At 57.7% G+C, this 26,630-nt stretch carries 26 protein-coding genes; 16 read left to right on the forward strand and 10 right to left on the reverse strand.

Features of this window, described 5'->3' with window-relative positions; all coding sequences use genetic code 11:
* The first annotated feature begins 91 nt into the window (after positions 1-91).
* Both fsa and gldA read left to right on the forward strand, forming a co-directional pair.
* The gene (gene fsa / locus KHQ24_RS21115) at positions 92-754 is read left to right on the forward strand and encodes a fructose-6-phosphate aldolase (RefSeq protein WP_004203684.1); all 663 of its coding nucleotides are present in this window, start codon (positions 92-94) and stop codon (positions 752-754) included.
* 54 nt (positions 755-808) lie between these two features.
* On the forward strand, positions 809-1,912 hold the full coding sequence (gene gldA, locus KHQ24_RS21120) for a bifunctional L-1,2-propanediol dehydrogenase/glycerol dehydrogenase (protein WP_004203683.1): 1,104 nt from the start codon (positions 809-811) through the stop codon (positions 1,910-1,912).
* A 93-nt stretch (positions 1,913-2,005) separates the two neighbouring features.
* On the opposite strand, the gene metF is transcribed toward gldA, so the two are convergent.
* Positions 2,006-2,893, reverse strand: coding sequence for a methylenetetrahydrofolate reductase (gene metF / locus KHQ24_RS21125; RefSeq protein WP_004203682.1), 888 nt, complete (start codon positions 2,891-2,893; stop codon positions 2,006-2,008).
* A 74-nt stretch (positions 2,894-2,967) separates the two neighbouring features.
* On the opposite strand from metF, the gene KHQ24_RS21130 reads away from it, so the two are divergent.
* From KHQ24_RS21130 to KHQ24_RS21140, 3 genes are all read left to right on the forward strand, one after another.
* Positions 2,968-3,141 carry a hypothetical protein gene (locus tag KHQ24_RS21130; RefSeq protein ID WP_017899816.1) on the forward strand — a complete coding sequence of 58 codons (174 nt, stop codon included), beginning with the start codon at positions 2,968-2,970 and terminating at the stop codon, positions 3,139-3,141.
* A 108-nt stretch (positions 3,142-3,249) separates the two neighbouring features.
* Positions 3,250-4,749, forward strand: a complete 1,500-nt coding sequence (locus KHQ24_RS21135) for a PTS transporter subunit EIIC (protein WP_032455467.1) — start codon at positions 3,250-3,252, stop codon at positions 4,747-4,749.
* Between the two features lie 91 nt (positions 4,750-4,840).
* Entirely contained in the window at positions 4,841-5,857 is a 1,017-nt protein-coding gene (locus KHQ24_RS21140) for a substrate-binding domain-containing protein (RefSeq protein WP_023319431.1), read from the forward strand.
* A 2-nt stretch (positions 5,858-5,859) separates the two neighbouring features.
* Here the strand turns inward: KHQ24_RS21140 and KHQ24_RS21145 are convergent, their stop codons facing one another.
* Positions 5,860-6,768, reverse strand: a complete 909-nt coding sequence (locus KHQ24_RS21145) for a LysR family transcriptional regulator (protein WP_130948195.1) — start codon at positions 6,766-6,768, stop codon at positions 5,860-5,862.
* Between the two features lie 91 nt (positions 6,769-6,859).
* Here KHQ24_RS21145 and KHQ24_RS21150 point away from each other — a divergent pair, with 91 nt between their 5' ends.
* Entirely contained in the window at positions 6,860-7,231 is a 372-nt protein-coding gene (locus tag KHQ24_RS21150; protein ID WP_017899820.1) for a carboxymuconolactone decarboxylase family protein, read from the forward strand.
* A 38-nt stretch (positions 7,232-7,269) separates the two neighbouring features.
* Here the strand turns inward: KHQ24_RS21150 and KHQ24_RS21155 are convergent, their stop codons facing one another.
* Both KHQ24_RS21155 and metB read right to left on the reverse strand, forming a co-directional pair.
* Positions 7,270-9,702, reverse strand: a complete 2,433-nt coding sequence (locus KHQ24_RS21155) for a bifunctional aspartate kinase/homoserine dehydrogenase II (protein ID WP_017899821.1) — start codon at positions 9,700-9,702, stop codon at positions 7,270-7,272.
* Between the two features lie 2 nt (positions 9,703-9,704).
* Positions 9,705-10,865, reverse strand: coding sequence for a cystathionine gamma-synthase (gene metB, locus KHQ24_RS21160; protein WP_032455465.1), 1,161 nt, complete (start codon positions 10,863-10,865; stop codon positions 9,705-9,707).
* Between the two features lie 267 nt (positions 10,866-11,132).
* Here metB and metJ point away from each other — a divergent pair, with 267 nt between their 5' ends.
* Positions 11,133-11,450, forward strand: coding sequence for a met regulon transcriptional regulator MetJ (gene metJ / locus KHQ24_RS21165; protein WP_002882924.1), 318 nt, complete (start codon positions 11,133-11,135; stop codon positions 11,448-11,450).
* Between the two features lie 101 nt (positions 11,451-11,551).
* On the opposite strand, the gene rpmE is transcribed toward metJ, so the two are convergent.
* Positions 11,552-11,764: a 50S ribosomal protein L31 gene (rpmE, locus tag KHQ24_RS21170; protein WP_002882922.1), complete on the reverse strand. Its 213-nt coding sequence runs from the start codon at positions 11,762-11,764 to the stop codon at positions 11,552-11,554.
* A gap of 252 nt (positions 11,765-12,016) precedes the next feature.
* On the opposite strand from rpmE, the gene priA reads away from it, so the two are divergent.
* The 7 genes from priA (at position 12,017) to rraA (ending at position 19,984) form a co-directional block, all read left to right on the forward strand.
* Positions 12,017-14,212, forward strand: coding sequence for a primosomal protein N' (priA, locus tag KHQ24_RS21175; protein WP_004203677.1), 2,196 nt, complete (start codon positions 12,017-12,019; stop codon positions 14,210-14,212).
* A gap of 150 nt (positions 14,213-14,362) precedes the next feature.
* Positions 14,363-15,391 carry a DNA-binding transcriptional regulator CytR gene (gene cytR / locus KHQ24_RS21180; protein WP_004203676.1) on the forward strand — a complete coding sequence of 343 codons (1,029 nt, stop codon included), beginning with the start codon at positions 14,363-14,365 and terminating at the stop codon, positions 15,389-15,391.
* A 93-nt stretch (positions 15,392-15,484) separates the two neighbouring features.
* Positions 15,485-16,450 (forward strand): cell division protein FtsN, encoded by a 966-nt coding sequence (gene ftsN / locus KHQ24_RS21185; RefSeq protein WP_122542745.1) that lies wholly within the window; start codon positions 15,485-15,487, stop codon positions 16,448-16,450.
* A gap of 91 nt (positions 16,451-16,541) precedes the next feature.
* Entirely contained in the window at positions 16,542-17,072 is a 531-nt protein-coding gene (gene hslV / locus KHQ24_RS21190; RefSeq protein ID WP_002882918.1) for an ATP-dependent protease subunit HslV, read from the forward strand.
* 9 nt (positions 17,073-17,081) lie between these two features.
* On the forward strand, positions 17,082-18,416 hold the full coding sequence (gene hslU, locus KHQ24_RS21195) for an HslU--HslV peptidase ATPase subunit (RefSeq protein ID WP_004203674.1): 1,335 nt from the start codon (positions 17,082-17,084) through the stop codon (positions 18,414-18,416).
* Between the two features lie 69 nt (positions 18,417-18,485).
* Positions 18,486-19,406: a 1,4-dihydroxy-2-naphthoate polyprenyltransferase gene (gene menA, locus KHQ24_RS21200; protein WP_004203673.1), complete on the forward strand. Its 921-nt coding sequence runs from the start codon at positions 18,486-18,488 to the stop codon at positions 19,404-19,406.
* 92 nt (positions 19,407-19,498) lie between these two features.
* Positions 19,499-19,984, forward strand: a complete 486-nt coding sequence (rraA, locus tag KHQ24_RS21205) for a ribonuclease E activity regulator RraA (RefSeq protein WP_002882913.1) — start codon at positions 19,499-19,501, stop codon at positions 19,982-19,984.
* Positions 19,985-20,045: 61 nt separating this feature from the next.
* Here rraA and pfkA read toward each other — a convergent pair whose 3' ends face one another.
* From pfkA to cpxP, 3 genes are all read right to left on the reverse strand, one after another.
* Complete coding sequence (pfkA, locus tag KHQ24_RS21210) at positions 20,046-21,008, reverse strand: 6-phosphofructokinase (protein ID WP_002882911.1); 963 nt, start codon at positions 21,006-21,008, stop codon at positions 20,046-20,048.
* Positions 21,009-21,204: 196 nt separating this feature from the next.
* Positions 21,205-22,107 carry a CDF family cation-efflux transporter FieF gene (gene fieF, locus KHQ24_RS21215; protein WP_002882907.1) on the reverse strand — a complete coding sequence of 301 codons (903 nt, stop codon included), beginning with the start codon at positions 22,105-22,107 and terminating at the stop codon, positions 21,205-21,207.
* Positions 22,108-22,266: 159 nt separating this feature from the next.
* Positions 22,267-22,770, reverse strand: a complete 504-nt coding sequence (gene cpxP / locus KHQ24_RS21220; RefSeq protein ID WP_004203672.1) for a cell-envelope stress modulator CpxP — start codon at positions 22,768-22,770, stop codon at positions 22,267-22,269.
* Positions 22,771-22,919: 149 nt separating this feature from the next.
* On the opposite strand from cpxP, the gene cpxR reads away from it, so the two are divergent.
* Entirely contained in the window at positions 22,920-23,618 is a 699-nt protein-coding gene (gene cpxR, locus KHQ24_RS21225; protein ID WP_004203671.1) for an envelope stress response regulator transcription factor CpxR, read from the forward strand.
* A complete protein-coding gene (gene cpxA / locus KHQ24_RS21230; RefSeq protein WP_004203670.1) occupies positions 23,615-24,988 on the forward strand; it encodes an envelope stress sensor histidine kinase CpxA in 1,374 nt (457 codons plus the stop codon). Before cpxR ends, cpxA begins: the two co-directional genes overlap by 4 nt.
* A 63-nt stretch (positions 24,989-25,051) precedes the next feature.
* Here the strand turns inward: cpxA and yiiM are convergent, their stop codons facing one another.
* Both yiiM and sodA read right to left on the reverse strand, forming a co-directional pair.
* Complete coding sequence (yiiM, locus tag KHQ24_RS21235) at positions 25,052-25,726, reverse strand: 6-hydroxyaminopurine reductase (protein WP_017899824.1); 675 nt, start codon at positions 25,724-25,726, stop codon at positions 25,052-25,054.
* 72 nt (positions 25,727-25,798) lie between these two features.
* On the reverse strand, positions 25,799-26,419 hold the full coding sequence (gene sodA, locus KHQ24_RS21240; RefSeq protein WP_004203668.1) for a superoxide dismutase [Mn]: 621 nt from the start codon (positions 26,417-26,419) through the stop codon (positions 25,799-25,801).
* Between the last annotated feature and the right edge of the window lie 211 nt (positions 26,420-26,630).

Consider the following 26,630-nt stretch of genomic DNA (forward strand, 5'->3'; position numbering starts at 1 on the left):
TTTTGGCAAATTTGTCATCTGGCGATCCTTCAAACGAAAGCCGTATGCTTACCTCAACGACAGCACCGAATTAAGCATTGAGGAAAACACTATGGAACTCTATCTGGATACCGCCAACGTCGCCGAAGTGGAACGCCTGGCCCGCATCTACCCGCTGGCCGGGGTGACCACCAACCCGAGCATTATCGCCGCCGGAAAAACACCGGTCTGGGATGTACTGCCGCGCTTGCAAAAAGCCGTTGGCCCGGAAGGGATTCTGTTTGCGCAGACCATGAGCCGCGATGCGCAGGGCATGGTGGCAGAAGCCAAACGCCTGAGCAACGCCGTGCCGGGCATCGTGGTCAAAATCCCGGTCACCGCCGAAGGCCTCGCCGCTATCAAGCTGCTGAAGAAGGAAGGCATCCCAACCCTTGGCACCGCCGTCTACAGCGCCTCACAGGGTCTGCTGGCCGCGCTGGCCGGCGCAAAGTACGTCGCGCCTTACGTTAACCGCGTCGACGCTCAGGGCGGGGACGGCATCCGCATGGTGCAGGAGCTGCAATCCCTGCTGGAAATGCATGCGCCCGAAAGCAAAGTGCTGGCGGCGAGCTTCAAAACGCCCCGTCAGGCACTGGATTGCCTGCTGGCTGGCTGCGAAGCCATCACCCTTCCACTAGATGTAGCGCAACAAATGCTCGGCACCCCTGCGGTAGAGTCAGCCATAGAGAAGTTTGAACAGGACTGGAATAACGCCTTTGGCACGCTGAACCTGTAACCGGACCCGCGCGCCGCCTGCGGGCGGCATCACGGTCATCGAGGAGGAATCGTAATGGATCGCATTATTCAATCACCAGGCAAATACATTCAGGGCGCAGGCGCCATCAAGCGCCTTGGCGACTATCTGAAACCGCTGGCCGAACGCTGGCTGGTCGTTGGCGATAAATTCGTGCTGGGATTCGCGGAAGAGATGCTACGCAAAAGCCTGGCCGATGCCGGCCTGGCGGCGGAAATCGCGCCGTTTGGCGGTGAATGTTCGCATAATGAAATCAATCGCCTGCGCGATATCGCCGGCAGTGCGAAATGCACCGCCGTGCTGGGGATCGGCGGTGGTAAAACCCTGGATACCGCGAAAGCGCTGGCCCATTTTATGAAGGTGCCGGTGGCGATCGCCCCCACCATCGCCTCCACCGATGCGCCGTGCAGCGCGCTGTCGGTGATTTACACCGACGAAGGGGAGTTCGACAGCTATCTGATGCTACCGCACAACCCTAACATGGTCATTGTCGATACGCAGATCGTTGCCGGCGCGCCGGCTCGCCTGCTGGCAGCCGGAATTGGCGATGCGCTGGCCACCTGGTTCGAAGCCCGCGCCTGCTCACGCAGCGGCGCCACCACCATGGCGGGCGGGAAATGCACCCAGGCGGCGCTGGCGCTGGCCGAGCTGTGCTACAACACCTTACTCGAAGAGGGTGAAAAAGCGATGCTGGCCGCCGAACAGCACGTGGTCACTCCGGCGCTGGAGCGGGTGGTGGAAGCCAACACCTATCTGAGCGGCGTCGGTTTTGAAAGCGGTGGCCTGGCGGCAGCCCACGCGATTCATAACGGCATGACGGCCATCCCTGACGCTCACCACTATTATCACGGTGAAAAAGTGGCGTTCGGCACCCTGACGCAGCTGGTGCTGGAAAACGCGCCGGTGGAAGAGATCGAGACCGTCGCCGCGCTATGTCACAGCGTTGGGCTGCCGATCACCCTGGCGCAGCTGGATATCAAAGGCGACATCCCGACCAAAATGCGCCTGGTGGCGGAAGCCGCCTGCGCTGAAGGCGAAACCATTCACAATATGCCGGGCGGGGTTAACTCCGACCAGGTCTACGCCGCGCTGCTGGTCGCCGACCAATATGGCCAGCGCTTCCTGCAGGAATGGGAATAATCCAGAGCAAAACAAAACACCCGGCGTCAGCCGGGTGTTTTTTATGTTTATCTGCCGGACGTGTCGCCCACTGGCGGCGGAAACGACAAGCACTCAGGCCGGACGCACGCCCAGCGTATGGCAGATGGCGTAGCTCATTTCGGCGCGGTTCAGGGTGTAGAAGTGGAAATCTTTTACCCCTTCCCGGCTTAAAATCTTCACCATGTCCATAGCGATGTTAGCCCCCACCAGCTGACGGGTTTCGGCATCGTTATCGAGACCTTCGAACATTTTCGACATCCACACCGGGATACGAACGTTGGTCATATCCGCAAACTTTTTCGCCTGTTTAAAGTTGGATACCGGCAGGATACCCGGAATAATTTCCACGTCGATGCCCGCTGAGACACAACGATCGCGAAAACGCAGGTAGCTTTCCACATCGAAGAAGAACTGGGTGATCGCGCGGTTGGCGCCTGCCTCGACTTTGCGTTTCAGGTTGAGTAAATCCGCCTGCGCGCTTTTCGCTTCCGGATGCACTTCCGGATACGCGGCAACAGAGATATCGAAATCCCCCACCTCTTTCAGCAGGCTGACCAGATCGGCGGCATACATCTCCGGTTTACCGCTGCCCGGCGGCAGGTCGCCGCGCAACGCGACGATATGGCGGATGCCGTTGTTCCAGTAATCCTGGGCGATAGTGCGCAGCTCATCGCGAGTCGCATCGATACAGGTCAGGTGCGGCGCCGCTTCCAGACCGGTTCGCTCTTTAATGCCCTTGATGATGCTGTGGGTGCGATCGCGCTCGCCGGAGTTCGCGCCATAGGTCACCGAGACAAACTTCGGTTTCAGACTGCTCAGGCGATCGATGGATTTCCACAGGGTTTGCTCCATTTCACTGGTGCGCGGCGGAAAGAATTCAAAGGAAACATTAATCTGGCCCTGGACTTCCGCCAGGCTCTGATTCAAGGCTTCCCGCTGATTGGCGTGAAAAAAGCTCATACCTTACCTCATCAATCGCATGTAATGGCTGTTGTATTGCGAACTTCTATACGTTTAGACGTCCAGATGTAAAAATGACGGAAAAGCGCGCGGGCGTCAATAGAAAAATCTGCGTAAAGAGTGAGGAAAAGGCGGCCAATATGAAAAAAATTCATCTTCCGGCCAGAATGGATGCCGCGCAGGAAGAATTCGATCCGATGAAATTTGAAGCAGTTCAAAAAACCAGCATCTCCCCATGTTGGCCATAGCGATTGTTATTGCAGCCGCTTATCGCTTGGTTCAGAGTAAGTAGAACGTTCTACTAGAACGTTCTACTTACGCAATAATGCTTATAAAATCTATTCGGGGATATCACCATGAGTCTGTGGTCAGGGTTCATAAAATCATTATCAAAACTGTCGATGATCGGCCGCGCCTTGATGCTGCCGATTTCGCTCCTCCCGGCCGCCGGCTTACTGTTGGCCTTCGGGGATAAATTCCATATGCCCTTGATGATGAACGCCGGCGGTATCATTTTTGATAACCTGCCAATGCTGTTCGCAATTGGTTCAGCCGTGGGGCTGGCATCAGAATCGGGTATCGCTGCGCTGTCGGCAGCCGTCTCCGTCTTCATCACTAATATCACCATTAGCACTGTGCTCGGCATTACGCCGGAGATGGCCTCTCAGGGCGGAAAATATGCCATGGTCGTCGGCATCCCGACGCTGCAGATGGGGGTTTTTGGCGGTCTCATCTGCGGTATTCTCGCGGCGTGGTGCTATAACCGCTTCCATGCGATGCAGTTGCCTGAGTTCCTTGGCTTCTTCTCGGGTAAGCGTTTCGTGGCGATCGCCACAGCATTTCTCTCATTTATCCTCGGCCTGCTGTTGCCTTATGTCTGGCAACATATCCAGGCTGGTATTGACTCACTGTCGATGGTGGTAAACGGCGACAACCAGGCCGCATCGACCTTTATTTTCGGCCTCGTTGAACGGGCGCTGATCCCACTGGGACTGCACCACATATGGTATCCCTCTTTCTGGTACTCTTTCGGCGATTACACCACTCAGGCAGGCCAGGTGATCCACGGCGACCAGACCATCTGGTTTAAAATGCTGGAAGAAGGGGTGAAATCTTTTAGCTCTGATAGCTACCAAAACGCTGGGAAGTTTATGCAGGGGGAATTCCCGCTTATGCTGTTCGCGCTTCCAGCTGCCTGTCTGGCGATGTATCACGAAGCGCATACTAAGAATAAAAAAATCGCGGCCGGTATTCTCTTCTCTGCCGCGCTGACCTGCTTCCTGACCGGCATTACCGAACCCGTAGAATTTACCTTTATCTTCGTGGCGCCGATCCTGTACGTCTTCAACGCCATCATGGCGGGGCTCTCGTACATGACAATGTATCTGCTGCATGCGCATATCGCTAAATCCTTCTCGGCGGGGCTAATTGACTATATCTCCTTCGGTATTCTGCCGTCGCTGAACGGCTATCAAACCCACTTCCTCAATGCGGTTATCGTTGGCGTGCCGATGGGGCTGATTTATTATTTCACCTTCCGGTTCGTTATCCGTCGCTTTGATGTGAAAACACCAGGCCGTACCGATATCACTGTCACCGCCGATGATAAAACCGACGCGGAGCTGGCAACGGAGATCGTCAATCTTCTCGGTGGTGCACAAAATATCGATTCCGTCGGGGCTTGTATCACCCGCTTGCGCCTGGAAGTGGCTGAGCGCGATGCGGTTGATAAAGATGGCCTCAACGGCATCGGCGCACGCGGGGTGGTCTTCGTCGGCGATAACGGCATCCAGATTATTTTTGGCGCCAGGGCGCAATTTATCGCGCAAACCATGTCGGGGATGATTGGCAAATAACAAGAAGGTGTTATGGTGTGGAAGTAGGCTTACCGTGGGTAAGCCTATGTCTGCGATCTGACGGTAATACACGCGTTGTCATGGAGCGATTTTGAAGAAAGTCAGCATTATAGATGTGGCGAAACTGGCCGGCGTCTCCGTTTCGACGGTGTCGCTGGTATTACGCCAGAAAGGGAAGATCTCCGACGCCACCATCGAAAAAGTCAACGCGGCCATCCAGGAACTTGGCTATGTACATAACGTCGCCGCCGCTAACCTTCGCGCCAATACCACCAATTTGATCGGCCTGATCCTGCGCGACTTCAACGACAGTTTTTCCATTAAAGTGATGGCGAATATCGTCCAGGAGCTGGAGAAGCAAGGCTATATGGTGATCCTCGGCCAGCCGCGCGACGATCATGACTATCTGGCCCGCTGCCTGCTGTCGTTTAAACAGCAGGGCGTCGCCGGCGTGATATATCTGGATGCCGATACCACCAGCAATGCGCTGCCTGCGGCGTTACAAGCATGTCCTCTGCCGCTGGTCGCCGTCTCGCAAACGCCGCTCTCCGGCCATCATGACCAGGTGGTCCGCGATAATCGCCAGGCCGCCAGTATCGCCGCCCGCTATTTGATTGAACGCGGCCATCGCTACATCGCCTATATTGGCGGACAGGATAATGACCTGATTCGTCAGCAGCGGCTGCTTGGCTTATACAGTACGCTGGAGAAAAACGGCATGACCGTACGGGAGGAATTTGCTCCTGCCTGCAGCGACAATACGCAGGCTGCCAGTATCGCTACCCGCCAGTTGCTGGAAAAAAATAATGCCATTACCGCCCTGCTGTGCCACTCACCGGATGCAATGATTGGCTGCCTCAGCGGCATTCATCAGGTTGGACGCACGGTGGGAAAAGATGTCTTTCTCACTCAGCAGGTGGCGCTGGTGGGTTTTGAAGACATGATGCACGTGAATTTGACCTCGCCATCCTTCACTTATGTCTCTTCCGCCAGCGAAGAGACAGGACGTCAGGTAGCCTCGCTCATTATCCGCAAAATCAAAGAACCTGCCCTGCCGACCCAGCGCATTACCCTTTCCGGACAGCTGGTGGCTCGAGAGTCAGCCTGAGGCTAGCCAGTCGTCAGGTGCTCATCCAGCAGTGAGAGCCATTGCTGCACGGATTCTGCCTGGTGAGGCGCATAGATCACCCCAAGGCTTAACGGCATGCTGTCGCCTTCAGCGACAGGACAGAACACCACCCCCTGACGCTGGATTGCGGAAAAGGACGCCGGCAGGAGGATCATGCCTTCCCCACGCGCAATTCTCGCCAGCAGCACATCATGTTCGGCAGGCTCTTCCACATAAGCGGGGGTATAGCCAGCCCGGTCGAAAATGCGTCGCGTGTAGTCAAAGAAATCGGGGTTACGCTCACGTTTAAACCAGAACAACGGCCGGTGATTGAGCGCGCTTAGCGTTAACGCTGGTGTGGCGGCTTCCGGCCAGGAGGCTGGCACTGCCGCGATGAGCGGCTCCTGATACGGCAATGGGTGCAAGTGCAGCCCTTCAGTATTGAGCGGCAGCGCAACCAGCGCCGCATCGAGTTTGCCTTTGCGCACCTGCTGAGCCAGCGCCGGTGAAGCGTGGCGGGTGATATGCAACGCGCGGGTATGTTCGCTCAGCGCAGATTCAACAGCGGCGAAAATGCCTTGTTCGAAGGCGGTAGTCATGCCCAGACGCAGAGACAGCGGCGAGTGAACGGAGAGCTCACTCAATGCCGCCAGCGTGCGTTCCTGGAGCGCCAGCATGGGCCGAATCATCGCCAGCACCTCTCTGCCCGCGTCGGTAAGGATCAGGCCTTTGCTATGGCGCTGAAACAGCGTCACCCCCAGCTGCGCTTCCAGATGGCGCATATGGCGACTCAGCGGCGGCTGCGAGATAAATAACCGCTGCGCCGCCCGGCTGATGTTATTTTCCTCCGCCACCACCGCAAAGGCGCGCAGCAGGCGGATATCGAGAGAATGCAATCGCGAAGTTGTCATACTGAAAAGGTATCACGAAAAGGGTATTACTCAAGTCCGGCAAACTTCCCTACCCTTCCTCTCAACGCATCATCACAGAGAGGAAAAAACGATGTCCAGCGAACGTTATATCACCGGTCAGGAAATGCTTCAGCGCGTGGACGGTCGCGGCGGGGAAGCCGTCGTCGACAGCCTGCGGGATATCGCCCCCGACTTCGCCCGCTATCTGATTGAGTTCCCCTTCGGCGATATTTACGCCCGGCCAGGGCTTGATTTGCGCAGCCGGGAAATCGCCACCATCGCCGCGCTCACCGCGCTGGGTAACGCCGAGCCGCAGCTGAAAGTGCATATTGCCGCGGGATTAAATGTTGGTCTGACGCAAGAGGAAATTACGGAAGTGATCATGCAGATGGCGGTCTACGCCGGATTCCCGGCGGCGCTAAACGGCCTGTTTGCCGCTAAAGCAGTTTTTGCGGCGCACTAACAAAAAAGACCAGGCCTGGCCTGGTCTTTTTCTCGGGATTACAGCAGCTGCGCCAGACGGTTAATATCCGACTGGATCGCCCCGGCGGTCACGTCACGCCCGGCGCCGGGCCCGCGGATCACCAACGGATTATCACGATACCAGCGGCTTTCGATAGCAAACACGTTATCGCACGGCAGCAGCGCCGCCAGCGGGTGCTCTTCGCGTACCGCTTCCACGCCGACGCGAGCTTTGCCGTTGGCATCAAAGCGCGCCACGTAGCGGAGCACCAGCCCCATCTCGCGGGCCGCCTCCAGGCGCTGCAGCATCTGCTCGTTCAGCTCTTCGCCATTCTCAAAGAAGTGATCGACCGAACCCTCTTCACAGTGCGCCGGGACCAGTGATTCCACGCGCACCTGATCCGGTTCGATGTCATAGCCCGCTTCCCGCGCGAGGATCACCAGCTTGCGCATCACATCTTTACCGGACAGATCGACGCGCGGATCCGGCTCGGTCAGCCCCTGCTGCCACGCCTGATCCACCAGGTCGGTGAACGGCACGGTGCCATCGAACTGCAGGAACAGCCAGGAGAGCGTTCCCGAGAAGATACCGCTCAGGCCGAGGATGGTATCGCCGCTGTCGATCAGGTCGCGCACCGTATGGTTCACCGGCAAGCCGGCGCCCACGGTGGCGTTATACAACCAGTGGCGCCCCGTCTTCTCAAACGCGTCGTGGATCTGGCGATACTTATCGCTGCTGCTGGCCCCCGCCAGCTTGTTGGCGCTGATCACGTGGAAGCCATGGCTGGCGAAATCAAGATACTGGTCGGCCAGCTGTTCGCTGGCGGTGACGTCCAGCACCACTAAATCATCGTACGGGTGCGCGCGCATCCACAGGAACAGCGACTCTTCATCCTGCTCCACCGCTTCATCGTTGAAGAAAGCCAGCGCCCGGCTGGCGTCCAGCCCGTCATAGTTCAGCAGACTGCGTTTACTGTCGACCACGCCGGCGAGAACAAACTCAAAGCCGGTGCGCGCCGAGAGCGTGGTTTGTTCACGGGCGAACAGCTCCAGCCAGCGGGAACCGATGTTTCCTTTGCCGAACAGCATCAGGCCAATACGCTTTTCGGCACGAAACAAGGACTGGTGCAGCCCCTGGATCAGGCTTTCCGTCGGCCCGGCGCGCAGCACGGCCACCAGGCTGATTCCTTCTTCCGACTGCCAGGTGAACTCCACTGGCTGCCCTTTCAGCTGCTGCCAGAAACGGTGGCAATGCAGGGGGTTACGGGTGACGCCAGCGCCCACCATCGCCACCAGCGCCAGCTTCTGACGCAGACGCAGCTCGCCCGGCAGACCTGCTTCATCGAGCAGCTTCAGCGCGCTGTCGGCCACCTCGGAGGTATAGCAAAACTGCAGCAGCTTGCGGTCGGCATGGACGCCAACGGCTAACGGGCGCAGCTGGGCGCGTTTGAGCAGGGCGTCCAGCTCTTTATGCGCCAGTTTGAAATCTTGACCGGCCGGCACCTGGAACTCCACCAGGCAGACGTCGTCATGGCTGGTGACAATCCGGGCGCCAGTACCGGAGGCCAGTACGCGCTCAATGCGCGTGGAACCCTGTTCCGGCGTATAGCTACAGCGTAACTGCAGATCGATATCGCTGGCGGAAACCGGCTGTAGCGTGCGGGCATGGAGCACCGGCGCGGCCAGACGCGCTAACTCGCTGGCTTCGTCCAGACGCAGCAGCGGCAGCAGACAGGCGTCTTTCACCTTGCGCGGATCCGCGCTGTACACCCCGGCGACGTCGCTCCAGATAGTGACGCGGGAAGCGCCCGCCAGCGCACCGATCTGGGTGGCGGAGTAGTCAGACCCGTTACGGCCCAGCAGGACGGTTTCACCGGCCTGGTTGCGGGAGATAAAGCCGGTCACCACCAGACGTTTGTTAGGATGCTGCGCCATCAGCTGCTGCAGCAGTGGATAGGATAATCCTTCATCCACCTGCGGCTGCGCGGCACGTTCCGCGCGCAGGAACGCGCGCGCGTCAAGCCAGGCGGCTTCCATTCCCAGCTGGTTGAGAACCGCCGCCATCAGGCGCGCGGACCACACTTCCCCATGGCCGACCACTTCCGCATAGACCGCTTCGGAAACCCCGCCGTCCAGCAGACCAGCCAGACGCTCAAGGTCGTGGATAAAGGCGGCTATCAGCGTATCCGCCGCCGCAGGCTCCACCAGACCGCCAATCAGTTCGGTGTGATAGCGGCGAAGCGACTGCTGAACCTGATGCGCAGCAAGGCGATCGCTCTGGCTAAGCTTAAGCCAGCTGATCAGCTGGTTGGTGGTGCTGCCAGCGGCGGAGACGACCATCATGTCCCCCGCCTGCGAATACTCCTTCATGATCCCCGCGACGCGCAGGTAACATTTCGCATCCGCTAAACTACTCCCACCAAATTTGTGCAGCTGACGACCCTTCGCCCCTGCCTGCGCAATCACACTCATCTTTATTCCTCGTTTGCTGCCCGGAAGCCATTTTCCAGGTCGGCAATTAAATCTTCACCATCTTCAATACCGGTCGAAATACGCAGGAGCGTTTCTGAAATTCCGGCGGCGGCACGCGCTTCAGGCGCCATGCCGGCATGCGTCATCGTTGCCGCATGGGAAATCAGGCTTTCAACGCCCCCCAGCGATTCCGCCAGTGTAAACAGCGACAGCCCGCTCAGGAAACGGCGCAGCGTCTGCTCGTCACCGTCCAGCTCGAAGCTTAACATTGCGCCAAAACCTTTTTGCTGACGCGCCGCAATTTCATGCCCCTGGTTTTCCGGCAGCGACGGATGATACAGCTTTTTCACCAGCGGCTGGGTTTTCAGATACTCGACAATCGCCAGGGCATTACGCTGCGCCACTTCCATGCGTGGAGAAAGCGTCCGCAGCCCGCGCAACAGCAGATAGCTGTCGAAGGCGCTGCCGGTGACGCCAATATTATTCGCCCACCATGCCAGTTCAGTGACAGTCGCCGGATCGCTGGCAATCACCACCCCGGCCACTACATCAGAGTGACCATTAAGGTATTTAGTACAGGAGTGCAACACCAGATCGGCGCCCAGCGCCAGCGGGTTTTGCAGCGCCGGACTCAGGAAGGTGTTATCGACCACGCTGATCGCCCCGGCTTCGCGCGCCAGACCACAGATTTTCGCAATATCCACTACCCGCAGCAATGGATTACTTGGGCTTTCGACCAGCACCAGCTTCGGTTTTTCCGCCAGCGCCGCCCGCAGCGCCTGCTCATCGTTTTGATCGACGAACTGAACGCGATAGCAGCCGCGCTTCGCCAGGCTATCGAACAGACGGTAACTGCCGCCGTAGCAGTCGTGCGGCGCCACCAGCAGATCGCCAGGCTTAAGGAACACCGTCGTCACCAGCAGGATCGCCGACATACCGGTATTGGTCAGCACCGCGCCAGCGCCGCCCTCCAGCTCCGCTAAGGCACGCTGCACCACATCACGCGTCGGGTTGCCGCGGCGGGAGTAGTCGTGAGCGCGAGGTTCATTAAAGTCGGTGAAGTTATAGGTACTGGAGAGGTGGATCGGCGGGACAACGCAACCGTACTGCTCGTCGTCATTTAAACCGCTACGCACTGCGATGGTGGCCTGTTTACGCGTCATGTTGGGAAGTTCCTGGGCTGAATCGGTGAAAAGTCAGGCTCCAGAGTAATCATTGTCACAATAGACGTCAATACATCTGGACATCTAAACTTCTTTGCGTATAGATTGAGCAAAGTGCAAATAGCCGTTAAAATTATATGCATTAGCGCACGTCGGCGGCGGCTTATCTCATGTCAGAAAGCCTGCGCTTACGGTAAACTACGCGCAATTATAGCCCGGGCGGAATATTCTGGCCCTTCACTAATAAACAGAGGATTAAGGTATCTCATGGCTGAATGGAGCGGCGAATATATCAGCCCATACGCTGAGCACGGTAAGAAGAGTGAGCAAGTAAAGAAAATTACGGTTTCCATTCCTCTGAAGGTGTTAAAAATCCTCACCGATGAACGTACGCGTCGTCAGGTGAATAACCTGCGTCACGCGACCAACAGCGAGCTGCTGTGCGAAGCGTTCCTGCATGCCTTTACCGGACAACCGTTGCCTAACGATGAAGACCTGCGTAAAGAGCGCAGCGATGAGATCCCGGAAGCAGCGAAAGCGATTATGCGTGAACTGGGTATCGACCCGGATACGTGGGAATACTGAGACAATAAAAAGGGCGGAAGCACTCTTCCGCCCTTTTTCTTTCTCGCCCAGGCAGGCGAGAGACACAAAAAAGCCGCCCTGAGGCGGCTTCTTCTGGCAACTTACTTGCTGCCCGGGATGCTGAAGCGCTTGTTGAAGCGGTCAACACGGCCACCGGTAGCAACATCACGCTGTTTGCCGGTGAAGAACGGGTGGCATTTGCCGCACACGTCGAGGTTCAGGTCATGACCTACAGTGGAGCGGATTTTCATGACATTACCGCAAGAACAGGTAGCAGTAATTTCGTCGTAATTTGGGTGAATACCTTTTTTCATGGGAGAACCTCAGTTAAGGCCGCGTCGCTCTTCCAGCCCTAACGCCAGACACCACGCGATATTAGTAATTTCCCGTCGCCCTCTACGCTGCTGACAGCGTGAAGCACACGGTAATGGTCAATCTTCAATGCGATATAAAGCGCATCAAAGGCGGCGAATCATACAGAATTTGACCAGCATATGCAAACTGATCCGCGCCGCCTTATCGTAATGTGTATACTATCCCGCCAGATTTCAAGTCAGGAAGATGACATGCCCGTCGCCCACGTTGCCCTACCCGTTCCGCTACCGCGCACCTTTGACTATCTGCTGCCTGACGGCATGGCGGTCAAAGCGGGCTGTCGGGTGCGGGTGCCGTTCGGCAAACAGGAGCGGATCGGCATTGTCGCGGCGGTCAGCGAGCGCAGCGAGCTGCCGCTGGACGAGCTAAAACCGGTCGCGGAAGCGCTGGACGACGAACCGGTCTTCTCCGGTACCGTCTGGCGGTTGCTGATGTGGGCGGCTGAGTACTACCATCACCCGATCGGCGATGTGCTGTTCCATGCGTTGCCCATTCTGCTGCGCCAGGGTAAACCCGCCAGCGCTACGCCGCTGTGGTACTGGTTCGCCACCGAGCAGGGGCAGGCCGTCGATCTTAACGGTCTGAAACGCTCGCCGAAGCAGCAGCAGGCGCTGGCGGCGCTGCGCCAGGGCAAAATCTGGCGTCATCAGGTCGGCGAACTGGAATTTAATGAAGCGGCGCTGCAGGCGCTGCGCGGCAAAGGGCTGGCGGAGCTGGCCTGCGAAGCGCCCGCCCTCACCGACTGGCGCAGCGCGTATTCGGTGGCTGGCGAACGCCTGCGTCTTAATACCGAGCAGGCCACCGCCGTCGGCGCGATCCACAGCGCCGCCGATCGCTTCTCCGCCTGGCTGCTGGCGGGTATTACCGGCTCCGGGAAAACGGAAGTGTATTTGAGCGTGCTGGAGAATGTGCTGGCGCAGGGGCGCCAGGCGCTGGTGATGGTGCCAGAGATCGGCCTGACGCCGCAAACCATCGCCCGTTTTCGCCAGCGCTTTAACGCGCCGGTGGAAGTCCTGCACTCCGGGCTCAATGACAGCGAACGTCTCTCGGCCTGGCTGAAGGCGAAAAACGGCGAAGCGGCCATTGTGATCGGCACCCGCTCCTCGCTGTTTACCCCGTTTAAAGACCTCGGCGTCATCGTCATCGACGAAGAGCATGACAGCTCCTACAAGCAGCAGGAGGGCTGGCGCTACCATGCCCGCGACCTGGCGGTATGGCGCGCCCACAGCGAACAGATCCCGATAATTCTCGGCTCGGCGACGCCGGCGCTGGAGACCCTGCATAACGTCCGCCAGGGCAAATACCGCCAGTTAACCTTAAGCAAACGCGCGGGCAATGCGCGCCCTGCCCAGCAGCACGTGCTCGATCTCAAAGGGCAACCGCTGCAGGCGGGTCTGTCTCCCGCGCTGATTGGCCGTATGCGTCAGCATCTGCAGGCGGATAACCAGGTGATCCTGTTTCTTAACCGCCGCGGCTTTGCGCCAGCGCTGCTGTGCCACGACTGCGGCTGGATAGCGGAATGTCCGCGCTGCGACAGCTACTATACGTTGCACCAGGCGCAGCACCATCTGCGCTGCCACCATTGCGACAGTCAGCGCCCTATCCCGCGCCAGTGCCCCTCCTGCGGCTCCACGCACCTGGTGCCGGTGGGTATCGGCACCGAACAGCTGGAGCAGGCCCTGGCGCCGCTGTTTCCTGACGTGCCTATCTCGCGTATCGACCGCGATACCACCAGCCGCAAAGGGGCGCTGGAAGAGCATCTCGCCGCCGTCCATCGCGGTGGGGCGCGTATTTTAATTGGCACCCAGATGCTGGCCAAAGGCCACCACTTCCCGGACGTCACCCTCGTCTCCCTGCTGGACGTCGACGGGGCGCTGTTTTCCGCGGATTTCCGCTCCGCCGAGCGTTTCGCTCAGCTCTATACCCAGGTCTCCGGGCGAGCGGGGCGGGCAGGAAAACAGGGCGAAGTGATCCTGCAAACCCACCATCCGGAACACCCTCTGCTGCAGACCCTGCTGTATAAAGGCTACGACGCTTTCGCCGAACAGGCGCTGGCAGAGCGGCAGACAATGCAGCTACCGCCGTGGACCAGCCATGTGCTGATTCGTGCGGAAGACCATAACAACCAGCAGGCGCCGCTGTTTTTACAGCAGCTGCGCAATCTGCTGCAGGCCAGTCCGCTGGCCGACGACAAGCTATGGGTGCTCGGTCCGGTTCCGGCGCTGGCGCCGAAGCGCGGCGGCCGCTGGCGGTGGCAGATATTGCTGCAGCATCCTTCGCGGGTGCGCCTGCAGCATATCGTCAGCGGTACGCTGGCGCTGATCAATACGCTGCCGGAGGCGAAAAAAGTGAAGTGGGTGCTGGATGTCGATCCTATTGAAGGGTAAGCCTTCTCTTGCGAGCCGGATCGAAAAATTCAACAAGCATCACGTTTTTCATGAAAATTCTGTAACTCACTGCCGCGACTATCTGATAAAAAAGATGCAGCAGTTAGCGCGCAAGGGAAATGCCAGCGCCATTCAGCGAGGAGAAACCAGGTGAAGCCCAAAAAACAAGTGGTTGCCGCCACCATGAAAGACGTCGCCTTAAAGGCAAACGTTTCCACGGCAACCGTGTCCCGAGCGTTGATGAACCCTGATAAGGTGTCGCAAGCCACCCGTAACCGGGTCGAGCAGGCGGCGCTGGAAGTCGGCTATTTACCGCAGTCGCTCGGACGCAATATGAAGCGCAACGAATCGCGGACGATCCTCGTGATCGTCCCGGATATCTGCGATCCCTTTTTTAGCGAAGTGATCCGCGGTATTGAAGTCACTGCCGCCGAGCATGGATATCTGGTGTTAATCGGCGATTGCGCCCACCAGAATCAGAAAGAAAAAACCTTTATCGACCTTATCATCACCAAGCAGATTGACGGCATGGTGCTGCTCAGCTCGCGCCTGCCGTTTGACGCCAGCGTGGAAGAGCAGCGCAATTTGCCACCGATGGTCATGTCGAACGAGTTCGCGCCGGAGCTGGAGCTGCCCACCGTCCACATCGATAACCTGACGGCGGCCTTTAACGCGGTAAACTACCTTCACGAGCTGGGACACCAGCGTATCGGCTGCATCGCCGGCCCGGAAGATATGCCGCTGTGCCATTATCGCCTGCAGGGTTACGTGCAGGCGCTGCGCCGCAGCGGTATCACCGTTGATCCGCACTATATCGCTCGCGGCAACTTTACCTTCGAAGCTGGCGCCAATGCGCTGGAGCAGCTGCTGTCGCAGCCGGTACCGCCCACGGCGGTCTTTTGCCATAGCGATGTGATGGCGCTGGGCGCCTTATCGCTGGCGAAACGCCGCGGTCTGAAAGTGCCGGACGACCTGTCGATTGTCGGCTTCGATAACATCGCGTTGTCTGAATTTTGCGATCCGCCATTGACCACCGTGTCACAGCCGCGTTTTGATATCGGCCGTGAAGGAATGCTGCTATTACTTGAGCAAATGCAGGGTCATAACGTGAACAGCGGCTCGCGCCTGCTCGATTGCGAACTGATAGTTCGCGGCAGTACGCAAAAAATCAGACGATAACCATCAGGCTTTCGGGCCTGCTCTTCTGGTCAAAGGCCCGCCGCTTAAGTAACATGGCGGGCTGACGAACGAATATAAGACAGCGAAACGATAGTGGCACAACGAGATTATGTACGCCGCAGCCAACCGGCTTCTTCGCGGCGCAAAAAGAGCACTACCCGAAGCTCAAGGAATAAGCAAAGCAGCCTTCCGGCAATTTCACCGGCTATGGTGGCGATCGCGGCGGCTGTGCTGGTGGCCTTTATCGGTGGACTCTATTTCATTACGCACCATAAGAAAGAAGAAGCGGAAGCGATGCAAAATCGCCAGGCCGCCGGCAACGGCTTGCCGCCAAAACCGGAAGAGCGTTGGCGCTATATTAAAGAGCTGGAAAGCCGACAGCCGGGCGTTCGCGCGCCGACCGAACCGACCGCCGGCGGCGAAGTGATGAAACCGGAGCAGCTGACTGACGAACAGCGCCAGCTGCTGGCCCAGATGCAGGCCGATATGCGTCAACAGCCGACTCAGCTGACCGAAGTGCCGTGGAACGAACAAACGCCGGCCCAGCGCCAGCAGACGCTACAGCGCCAGCGTTTAGCGCAGCAACAGCAGCAGGCGCAACAGCAACAGTGGGCGCAAACTCAGCCGCAGACCGTGCAGCAGCCGCCGCGCGTTCAGCAGCCGAAGCCGGTCCAGCAGCAACAGCCGAAGCAGACCGCGTCAAACCAGCAGCCGTACCAGGATCTGCTGCAGACGCCAGCGCATACCAATAACACGCAGCCGCGTACCCAGGCCGCGGCGCCGGTAACTCGGGTGGAAGAAGCGCCGAAAACCACCGCCGAGAAGAAAGACGATCGTAGCTGGATGATCCAGTGCGGCTCCTTTAAAGGCGCCGAGCAGGCCGAAACCGTCCGCGCTCAGCTGGCTTTCGAAGGGTTTGCTTCGCACATCACCACCAACAACGGCTGGAACCGCGTGGTCATTGGCCCGCTGAAAGGCAAAGAAAGCGCCAACGAGATGATCACCCGCCTGAAGATGGCTGGACACGCGAACTGCATTCGTCTCGCCGCCAGGGGTTGAAACCCTCAAAAACCCCCCCATCTATAATTGCATTCGGCCCCGCGGACAGCGCGGGGCCCCTGTTCCGCTTTTGCAACCAAGGGGTCTGCTCGTGACTACAATTGTAAGTGTTCGCCGTAACGGCCATGTTGTTATTGCCGGTGATGGCCAGGCCACGCTGGGCAACACCGTAATGAAGGGCAACGTGAAAAAAGTGCGTCGTCTGTACAACGACAAAGTGATTGCCGGTTTCGCTGGTGGCACCGCCGACGCCTTCACGCTGTTCGAACTGTTTGAACGTAAACTGGAAATGCACCAGGGCCATCTGGTGAAGGCCGCCGTTGAGCTGGCTAAAGACTGGCGAACCGATCGGATGTTGCGCAAGCTGGAAGCGCTGCTGGCCGTCGCGGACGAAAACGCGTCGCTTATCATCACCGGTAACGGTGACGTGGTACAGCCGGAAAACGATTTGATTGCTATCGGCTCCGGCGGTCCTTACGCCCAGGCCGCGGCCCGCGCGCTGCTGGAAAACACCGATATGGGCGCGCGCGATATCGCCGAGAAAGCGTTGGATATTGCAGGTGATATCTGCATCTATACCAACCATTTCCACACCATCGAAGAATTACCTTCTAAAGCGTAAGGATCTCCCATGTCTGAAATGACCCCACGCGAAATTGTCAGCGAACTGGACAAACACATTATCGGCCAGGACGCCGCCAAGCGTTCTGTTGCTATCGCCCTGCGTAACCGCTGGCGCCGGATGCAGCTTAACGAAGAGCTGCGTCATGAAGTCACGCCGAAAAACATTCTGATGATCGGCCCAACCGGCGTCGGTAAAACCGAAATCGCTCGTCGTCTGGCGAAACTGGCCAACGCGCCGTTTATTAAAGTTGAAGCGACGAAGTTCACCGAAGTGGGCTATGTCGGTAAAGAAGTGGATTCTATCATCCGCGATCTGACCGATGCGGCGATCAAAATGGTTCGTATGCAGTCCATTGAAAAGAACCGTTACCGCGCGGAAGAGCTGGCTGAAGAGCGCGTACTTGACGTGCTGATCCCACCGGCGAAGAACAACTGGGGCCAGACTGAGCCGTCGCAGGAACCGTCTGCGGCGCGCCAGGCGTTCCGTAAGAAACTGCGTGAAGGCCAGCTGGACGATAAAGAGATTGAAATCGATCTCGCCGCGGCGCCGATGGGCGTTGAAATCATGTCCCCTCCGGGCATGGAAGAGATGACCAGCCAGCTGCAGTCCATGTTCCAGAACCTCGGCGGCCAGAAGCAGAAACCGCGTAAGCTGAAAATCAAAGACGCAATGAAGCTGCTGATTGAAGAAGAAGCGGCCAAACTGGTCAATCCGGAAGAGCTGAAGCAGGAGGCCATCGACGCTGTAGAGCAGCACGGTATCGTCTTTATCGACGAAATCGACAAAATCTGTAAGCGCGGCGGCAACACCTCCGGCCCGGACGTCTCCCGTGAAGGCGTACAGCGCGACCTGCTGCCGCTGGTGGAAGGCTGCACCGTCTCCACTAAGCACGGGATGGTCAAGACCGACCACATCCTGTTCATCGCCTCGGGCGCGTTCCAGGTGGCCAGCCCGTCCGATCTGATCCCGGAACTGCAGGGGCGTCTGCCGATCCGCGTTGAGTTGAAGGCGCTGACCACCCACGACTTTGAGCGCATCCTGACTGAACCGAACGCCTCCATCACCGTGCAGTACAAGGCGCTGATGGCGACCGAAGGGGTGAATATCGAATTTACCGAAGACGGTATCAAGCGTATCGCTCAGGCCGCATGGCAGGTAAACGAAACCACCGAGAACATCGGTGCGCGCCGTCTGCACACCGTGCTGGAGCGCCTGGTGGAAGATATCTCCTATGATGCCAGCGAGATGAACGGCCAGACCGTCACTATCGATGCCGAATATGTGAGTAAGCACCTGGATGTTCTGGTGGCAGATGAAGATCTGAGCCGTTTTATCCTATAATCCGGTGCAATGCATTTTCATCACTGTTGATGGGGGCTATCGCCCCCATTTTTATTGGCTAGAATAACTATGACTGATATCAGCCGTTCTCAGGCGTGGCTGGAAAGCCTGCGTCCTAAAACGTTACCGCTGGCATTTGCCGCGATTATTGTTGGCACCGTCCTTGCCTGGGAGCAGGGACATTTTGATCCCTGGGTCGCCCTGCTGGCGCTGATCACCGCCGGCTTGCTGCAAATTCTTTCCAACCTCGCCAATGACTACGGCGACGCGGTCAAGGGGAGCGATAAACCGGACCGCATCGGGCCGCTGCGCGGGATGCAGAAAGGGGTGATTACCCCCCAGCAGATGAAGCGCGCCCTGATTGTCACCGTCGCGCTGATCTGTCTGTTTGGTCTGGCGCTGCTGTGCGTCGCCTGGCAGAGCGTCGGCGATTTCATCGGCTTCCTCGCGCTGGGTGGCTTGTCGATCGTGGCCGCCATCACCTACACGGTGGGCACCCGCCCGTATGGTTATATCGGCCTTGGTGATATTTCGGTACTCGTTTTCTTCGGCTGGCTGAGCGTCCTCGGCAGCTGGTATCTGCAAGCGCATAATGTGGAAGCGGCCATCTTTCTGCCGGCAACGGCCTGCGGTCTGCTGGCGACCGCCGTGCTGAATATCAATAACCTGCGTGATATCGACAGCGACCGGCAGAACGGGAAGAACACCCTCGCCGTGCGCCTGGGGCCGGTGAATGCCCGCCGCTATCATGCCTGCCTGCTGCTCGGCGCCCTGCTGTGTCTGGCGCTGTTTAACCTGCTGGCGCTGCATTCAGCCTGGGGCTGGCTGTTTATTCTCGCCACGCCGCTGCTGGTCAAACAGGCGCGTTACGTCCTGCGCGAATCCGATCCGCTGGCGATGCGGCCGATGCTCGAAAAGACGGTCAAAGGGGCTTTACTGACCAACCTGCTGTTTGTTATCGGGATTATTGCCAGTAAGCTGGCTGCTTAACTGACAAATATCAATTAACAATTGATGATTTTGCCAACAATGCGATTCGCGGGATATACTAAAAACTCTCGCAGCAACTGAACGTTAAGCCTATGAAATACGATACTTCCGAGCTTTGTGACATCTACCAGGAAGATGTCAACGTCGTGGAACCGCTGTTCTCTAACTTTGGAGGACGGTCGTCGTTTGGTGGACAGATCATTACGGTAAAATGTTTCGAGGATAACGGGTTGCTCTACGATCTGCTCGAGCAGAATGGCCGTGGTCATATTCTCCTGATCGACGGCGGCGGCTCAGTACGACGCGCGTTAATTGACGCTGACCTGGCGCGTCTGGCCGTACAGAATGAATGGGAAGGGTTGGTGGTCTATGGCGCGGTGCGCCAGGTTGACGACCTTGAGGAACTGGATATCGGCATCCAGGCGCTGGCGGCCATTCCGGTCGGCGCGGCTGGCGAAGGCATCGGCGAAAGCGACGTGCGCGTCAATTTCGGCGGCGTGACCTTCTTCAGCGGCGACCATCTGTATGCCGATAACACCGGGATGATCCTGTCGGAAGACCCGCTGGATATCGAATAAACCTTGCGCCATAAAAAAGGCCTTCTCCATGAGAAGGCCTTTTGTTTATCCGGCGCGTAACTTAGTACAGTTTCTTCGCGCAATCCAGCCAGTCGTTCTTGAACGGACGCTTCATGTTCTCGATGGCATCGATGATGTCGTGGTGCACCAGCTTCTCGTTCTGGATGCCGACGCAACGGCCGCCATGGCCCTGCAGCAGCAGCTCAATCGCATAGGCGCCCATGCGGGAAGCCAGGATACGGTCGTAAGGAACCGGGGAACCACCGCGCTGAATGTGGCCGAGGACGGTGGCGCGGGTTTCACGGCCGGTCTCTTTCTCGATGTAGCTTGCCAGCTCGTCAACGTCGCACATGTGCTCGGTGATCGCCACGATAGCGTGTTTTTTCCCTTTCGCGATGCCGGCTTTGATTTCAGCCACCAGATCGTCGCGGGTATATTCCACTTCCGGCACCATGATGAACTCACAGCCGCCAGCAATCGCCGCCGCCAGAGTCAGGTCGCCGCAGTAACGGCCCATCACTTCCACCACGGAGATACGCTGGTGCGAAGAGGAGGTGTCGCGCAGACGGTCAATCGCTTCCACCACGGTGCTCAGAGCGGTGAAGAAGCCGATGGTGTAGTCAGTGCCTTTGATATCGTTGTCGATGGTGCCCGGCAGGCCGATGCAAGGGAAGCCCATCTCGGTCAGGCGCATCGCCCCCATATAGGACCCGTCACCACCGATAACCACCAGCGCGTCCAGGCCGCGCTTCTTCATGTTTTCGATAGCCACAGCGCGGATGTGTTCTTCGCGGAATTCCGGGAAGCGAGCGGAGCCCAGGAAGGTGCCGCCGCGGTTGATCATGTCGGAAACGCTGTAACGGTCGAGCTGAACCATACGGTCTTCGTACAAGCCGAGGTAACCGTCATAGATTCCAAAAACTTCCAGACCTTCCGTTAATGCCGCGCGCACAACGCCACGAATTGCTGCGTTCATGCCCGGCGCATCACCGCCACTTGTCAACACACCGATTTTCTTAATCATGACTACCTCTGAACTTAGGAAGCAAAAAATAATTCTGTTGCCTGAAGCGCTCCCTCACCAGGAGTGCACGACGCTAATGACAATAGTATATCAAACGCCTCAAGCTGAATTGATTCAGGTCAGACCAAACGGCGGTAATTTATACAAAAAATGCCGAGCTGACCCACATTTTTACATCGAATTTACAGACTATAACCTAACGCTCAAAAAAGCCCTGCTGCGCCGCTGGCACCACAGAACTGGGATCCTGATGGATAATGACATCGGATCCCGGGAAACGGCGCAGAATCGCCTGCTCCACCTGGTCTGCAATCACGTGGGCTTGCACCAGCGGGAGGTTATCTTCCATTTCCAAATGAATCTGAATAAAGCGGGTCGGCCCTGACTGCCGCGTTCGTAGATCGTGCGCCCCGCGGATGCCGGGCCATGCGGTCACGATGGTGATAATGTCCTGACGCTCCTCGTCAGGCAAAGCGCGGTCGAGTAACGACTGAACCGCCTCATAGCCCATCCGCAGCGCGCTATATAAAATATAGATGCCAATTCCTAAGGCAAACAACGCATCGGCGCGATGCCAGCCGTACCAGGATAGGCCCAGCGCCACCAGAATGGCGCCGTTCATCATAACATCAGACTGATAATGAAGCATATCCGCCCGCACCGCCTGGCTCTGGGTTTTTCGCACCACCCAGCGCTGGAAAGTCACCAGCGCCAGCGTGCTGACGAGAGCGATCAGCGTCACAACGACCCCGACGCCGGCGGCCTGCAGCGGCTCCGGACGCACCAGGTGCTGAATACCGGTGAGAAACAGGAACAGCGCCGAGCCGGAGATAAACATGCTTTGCGCCAGCGCCGCCAGCGACTCCGCTTTGCCGTGGCCAAAGGTGTGTTCTTCATCAGCCGGTTGCAGCGAATAGCGAACCACCAGCAGGTTGGTCAGCGAGGCGGCAATATCCACCAGCGAATCCACCAGCGCAGCCAGAATACTGACTGAACCGGTATACCACCACGCAAAAATTTTGATCAAAAGTAACGCAGAGGCCATCGCTGTCGCAGCGATAGCGGCGCGGCTGACCAACCGGCCATAAGATTGATTCATATAGGCTCCTTCTCCTGCACTGCGCTTAGTATAACCTGAACTTGTGACGCTCACGGGAAAGGCGAAGAAGTTGATTTGCCGAAAAAAGGGCAAAAAAAACCCCCTCATCATGAGGGGGGAAGACAGGGATGGTGTCTATGGCAAGGAAAACAGGGTTTGTTACTGGGGTTGCAGGGTGTTGCTACTACTCGAAAGCATCATCGCTGAGCCTTTCTGCATCCTTGCAACCTCACGCAACTGATCCATACGTTGCTGGTGCTTAGCATTTAAAACCGCTTGCTGCTCTGGCGTAAGCAGGTGGTACATCTGGTTGCGGACCTTAGCCATCTCGACCTGGCGAGCAACCTGTTCCTGCGCCATCTTTTCTGCCTGAGCGCGCACAGCGTTTTCATCAAAATTTTCTGCGGTGACAAGGCGATGCATTGTCTCCATTTCGCTAACATTAACGGGGAGCCTGTCGTGGCGCGCCCGTTGCATAAGATCCCGTAACTGCTGACGTTGCTGCTCGGTTAAACTTATGCCGTCAAACATATGGCTCTGGCTACCGCGCTGTCCCCCTTCGTCTCCGGGGAGCCAGTTAACGCTGGTAACGACTTCAGCGGCCTGGCTAATTGCACTTAGCGCCAGCGTTGAGGCCATGACGGCAGCGATAACATTGCGCATCACATACTCCCAAAACGTTTGTGTCGCGATTCAACGAGAGACAGTCTACGATTCAGGCTGCAAACATGCGTCAGGGGGTGTAAAACAACGTAAAGTCATGGATTAGCGGGCCTTGATGACGTAATTTCTGCCTCGGAGGTATTTAAACAATGAATAAAATCCTGTTAGTTGATGATGACCGGGAGCTCACCTCCCTGTTAAAAGAGCTGCTCGATATGGAAGGTTTTAACGTGCTGGTGGCCCATGATGGGGAACAGGCGCTGGCCCTTCTGGACGACAGCATTGATTTATTGCTGCTCGACGTAATGATGCCGAAGAAAAACGGTATCGATACGCTGAAAGAGCTGCGTCAGACACACCAGACACCGGTTATCATGCTAACAGCGCGCGGGAGCGAGCTGGATCGCGTTCTCGGCCTCGAGCTGGGCGCAGATGACTATTTGCCTAAGCCGTTCAACGATCGTGAACTGGTGGCGCGTATACGCGCGATTCTGCGCCGTTCCCACTGGAGCGAACAGCAGCAGACGACCGAAGCCGGTTCGCCGACCCTGGAAGTGGATGCCTTAAGCCTCAATCCGGGCCGTCAGGAAGCCAATTTCGATGGCCAGACGCTGGAGCTCACCGGCACCGAGTTCACCCTGCTCTATCTGTTAGCGCAGCATCTCGGCCAGGTGGTGTCACGCGAACATTTAAGCCAGGAAGTGTTAGGCAAGCGCCTGACGCCGTTCGACCGCGCTATCGATATGCATATTTCCAACCTGCGGCGTAAGCTGCCGGAGCGCAAAGATGGCCATCCGTGGTTTAAAACGCTGCGTGGCCGCGGGTATCTGATGGTTTCCGCTTCATGATTGGAAGTTTGACTGCACGCATCTTCGCCATCTTCTGGCTCACGCTGGCGCTGGTGTTGATGCTGGTGCTGATGTTGCCCAAACTGGACTCCCGGCAGATGACCGAGCTGCTGGAAAGCGAGCAGCGTCAAGGCATCATGATCGAGCAGCACGTCGAGGCCGAGCTGGCCAACGATCCGCCAAACGACCTGATGTGGTGGCGTCGTCTGTTTCGCGCCATCGATAAATGGGCGCCTCCTGGGCAACGCCTGCTGCTGGTGACCAGCGAAGGCCGCGTGATCGGCGCAGAACGCAACGAGATGCAGATCATTCGCAACTTTATCGGCCAGGCCGATAACGCCGATCATCCGCAGAAAAAACGCTATGGCCGCCTGGAAATGGTGGGCCCTTTCTCCGTCAGGGATGGGGAGGATAACTATCAGCTGTATCTGATCCGTCCCGCCAGCACCTCACAATCCGACTTTATCAACCTGCTGTTTGACCGGCCGCTGCTGCTGCTGATCGTCACAATGCTGGTTAGCGCCCCGCTGCTGCTGTGGCTGGCGTGGAGCCTGGCGAAACCAGCGCGTAAGCTGAAAAATGCCGCCGACGAGGTCGCCCAGGGCAACCTGCGGCAGCATCCGGAGCTGGAAGCTGGACCGCAGGAGTTTTTAGCCGCCGGCGCCAGCTTTAACCAAATGGTGACGGCCCTGGAGCGGATGATGACCAGCCAGCAACGGCTACTGTCCGATATCTCGCACGAGCTGCGCACGCCGCTTACGCGCCTGCAGCTGGGCACCGCCCTGCTGCGCCGCCGCAGCGGTGAGAGCAAGGAGCTGGAGCGAATCGAAACTGAAGCGCACCGGCTGGACAGCATGATCAACGACCTGCTGGTGATGTCGCGCAATCAGGCGAAAAATGCCCTGGTGAGCGAGACGGTCAAAGCCAATCAGCTGTGGAGCGAAGTGCTGGACAACGCGGCGTTTGAAGCCGAGCAGATGGGTAAATCCTTCACCGTTGAGTATCCTCCGGGCCCGTGGCCGCTGTACGGTAACCCCAATGCGCTGGAAAGCGCGCTGGAGAACATCGTCCGCAACGCCCTGCGCTACTCGCACACGAAGATTTCCGTCAGCTTCTCGGTGGATAAAGACGGGATTACGGTTAACGTCGATGACGACGGCCCGGGAGTCAGTCCGGAGGATCGCGAGCAGATTTTCCGGCCATTCTACCGGACCGACGAGGCGCGCGACCGCGAGTCCGGCGGCACCGGCCTGGGGCTGGCGATTGTCGAAACCGCTATTCAGCAGCACCGTGGCTGGGTGAAGGCCGACGACAGCCCGCTGGGCGGTCTGCGCTTAACCCTCTGGCTGCCGCTGTATAAGCGCACCTGATGCTATCCCGGCTTGCGCTACGCTAAGCCGGGAGCATCCCCGGAAATACTCAATATGGGGGAATTATTTCCCCCATAATCTCCGTGAATTATCTTCGATCTTGCCGCTTAAACGGCGCTTCTGCATGGTTCTGCTCCAGCTCACCGACAGGCCCGCGGCCGACAATAAGCGGTGGTACTGATCGTCATCAAACGGCATATGCCAGGCAATCGCTCCGGCCTCATGGACGCTGACCTCACTCAGGCGAGAGACCAGCTCGAGCGGCGCATCGCTGGAGACTTTCCCCCCGGCGATCACCCGATACAACCAGCCGGTCTTCCCGCTGTTTTGCATCAGCTGAGCCATGTCATTGATCGAAAAATGAAAGTTGAGCTTGAAGCACGGAGAGCGCGGCTGGGTGACCTGGATCAGCGCCTCGCCCCAGCGAAAGATATCGCCAATGTAGACGTTTTGTTCGGTGAGCCCGGTGGTGGAGAGGTTTTCGCCGAACGCCGGGGCGCAGAACCGATCGGCCTGCTGGGGGAATTCACGGATCCAGTCGGCATAGTGTTCGCGCGGATAGTGACACAACGCGCGGTCCGGCCCGCCGTGGATTTTCTTCTCCGCCTGCTCATCCCCTTCGAGACCGAGATCGCCGAGCTGCAACTCGCCGTCAACCTGGATTTTGCCGATCGCGCTGGGACGACTGCCCGTGTAGTCCCTGATTTTGCCAACAAAGACATTCACCGGATAATGCATCTCTGCTCTCCTTGCTACCGATATAAAAAAAGCGAGCCATCAGACTCGCTTCTCTCTTAGCACATTGCAACCTTATTTTTTGGCGGCAAAACGCGCTGCAGCTTCGTCCCAGTTCACCACATCCCAGAAGGCTTTGATGTAGTCCGGGCGACGGTTCTGGAATTTCAGGTAGTAAGCGTGTTCCCACACGTCCAGACCCAGGATCGGGAAGCCGGAAGCGCCGGAAATGGCTTCGCCCATCAGCGGGGAATCCTGGTTAGCGGTGGAGACAACGGCCAGTTTGTCACCTTTCAGGACCAGCCACGCCCAGCCGGAACCGAAACGGGTAGCAGCGGCTTTTTCAAATTCCGCTTTGAAGTTGTCCACAGAGCCGAAATCGCGCTCGATAGCCGCTTTCAGGTCGCCCTGCAGAGTGGTACCGGTTTTCAGGCCTTTCCAGAACAGGCTGTGGTTCGCGTGGCCGCCGGCGTTGTTACGCAGTACGGTTTTTTTGTCAGCCGGCAGCTGATCCAGCTTGGTGATCAGCTCTTCAGCGGACAGGTTAGCGAACTCCGGCAGGCTTTCCAGCGCGGCGTTGGCATTGTTCACGTAGGTCTGATGGTGTTTGGTGTGATGGATCTCCATCGTCTGCTTGTCGAAGTGCGGTTCCAGAGCATCGTAAGCGTACGGCAGGGATGGCAGGGTATAGCTCATAATCATCTCCATTATTGTCGAGCGGCTCAAGTGTTAACGCCGCGTAAGCAGTTTGTCCATTATAGTTAATTAAATGGTATTGAAAATGCTTATCAATGCCGTATTTTTCATATGGATATAACCAGAAGAAATACCCGCCGTTTTGTGATGTAGAACAACTAATTAAGCCCATGGTTGCCAGAGTTCGCCATCCTGTGGCAACGTCCTGAAG

The organism is Klebsiella sp. 54 (assembly GCF_018223875.1).
In the GTDB taxonomy this organism is placed as follows: domain Bacteria; phylum Pseudomonadota; class Gammaproteobacteria; order Enterobacterales; family Enterobacteriaceae; genus Klebsiella; species Klebsiella quasipneumoniae.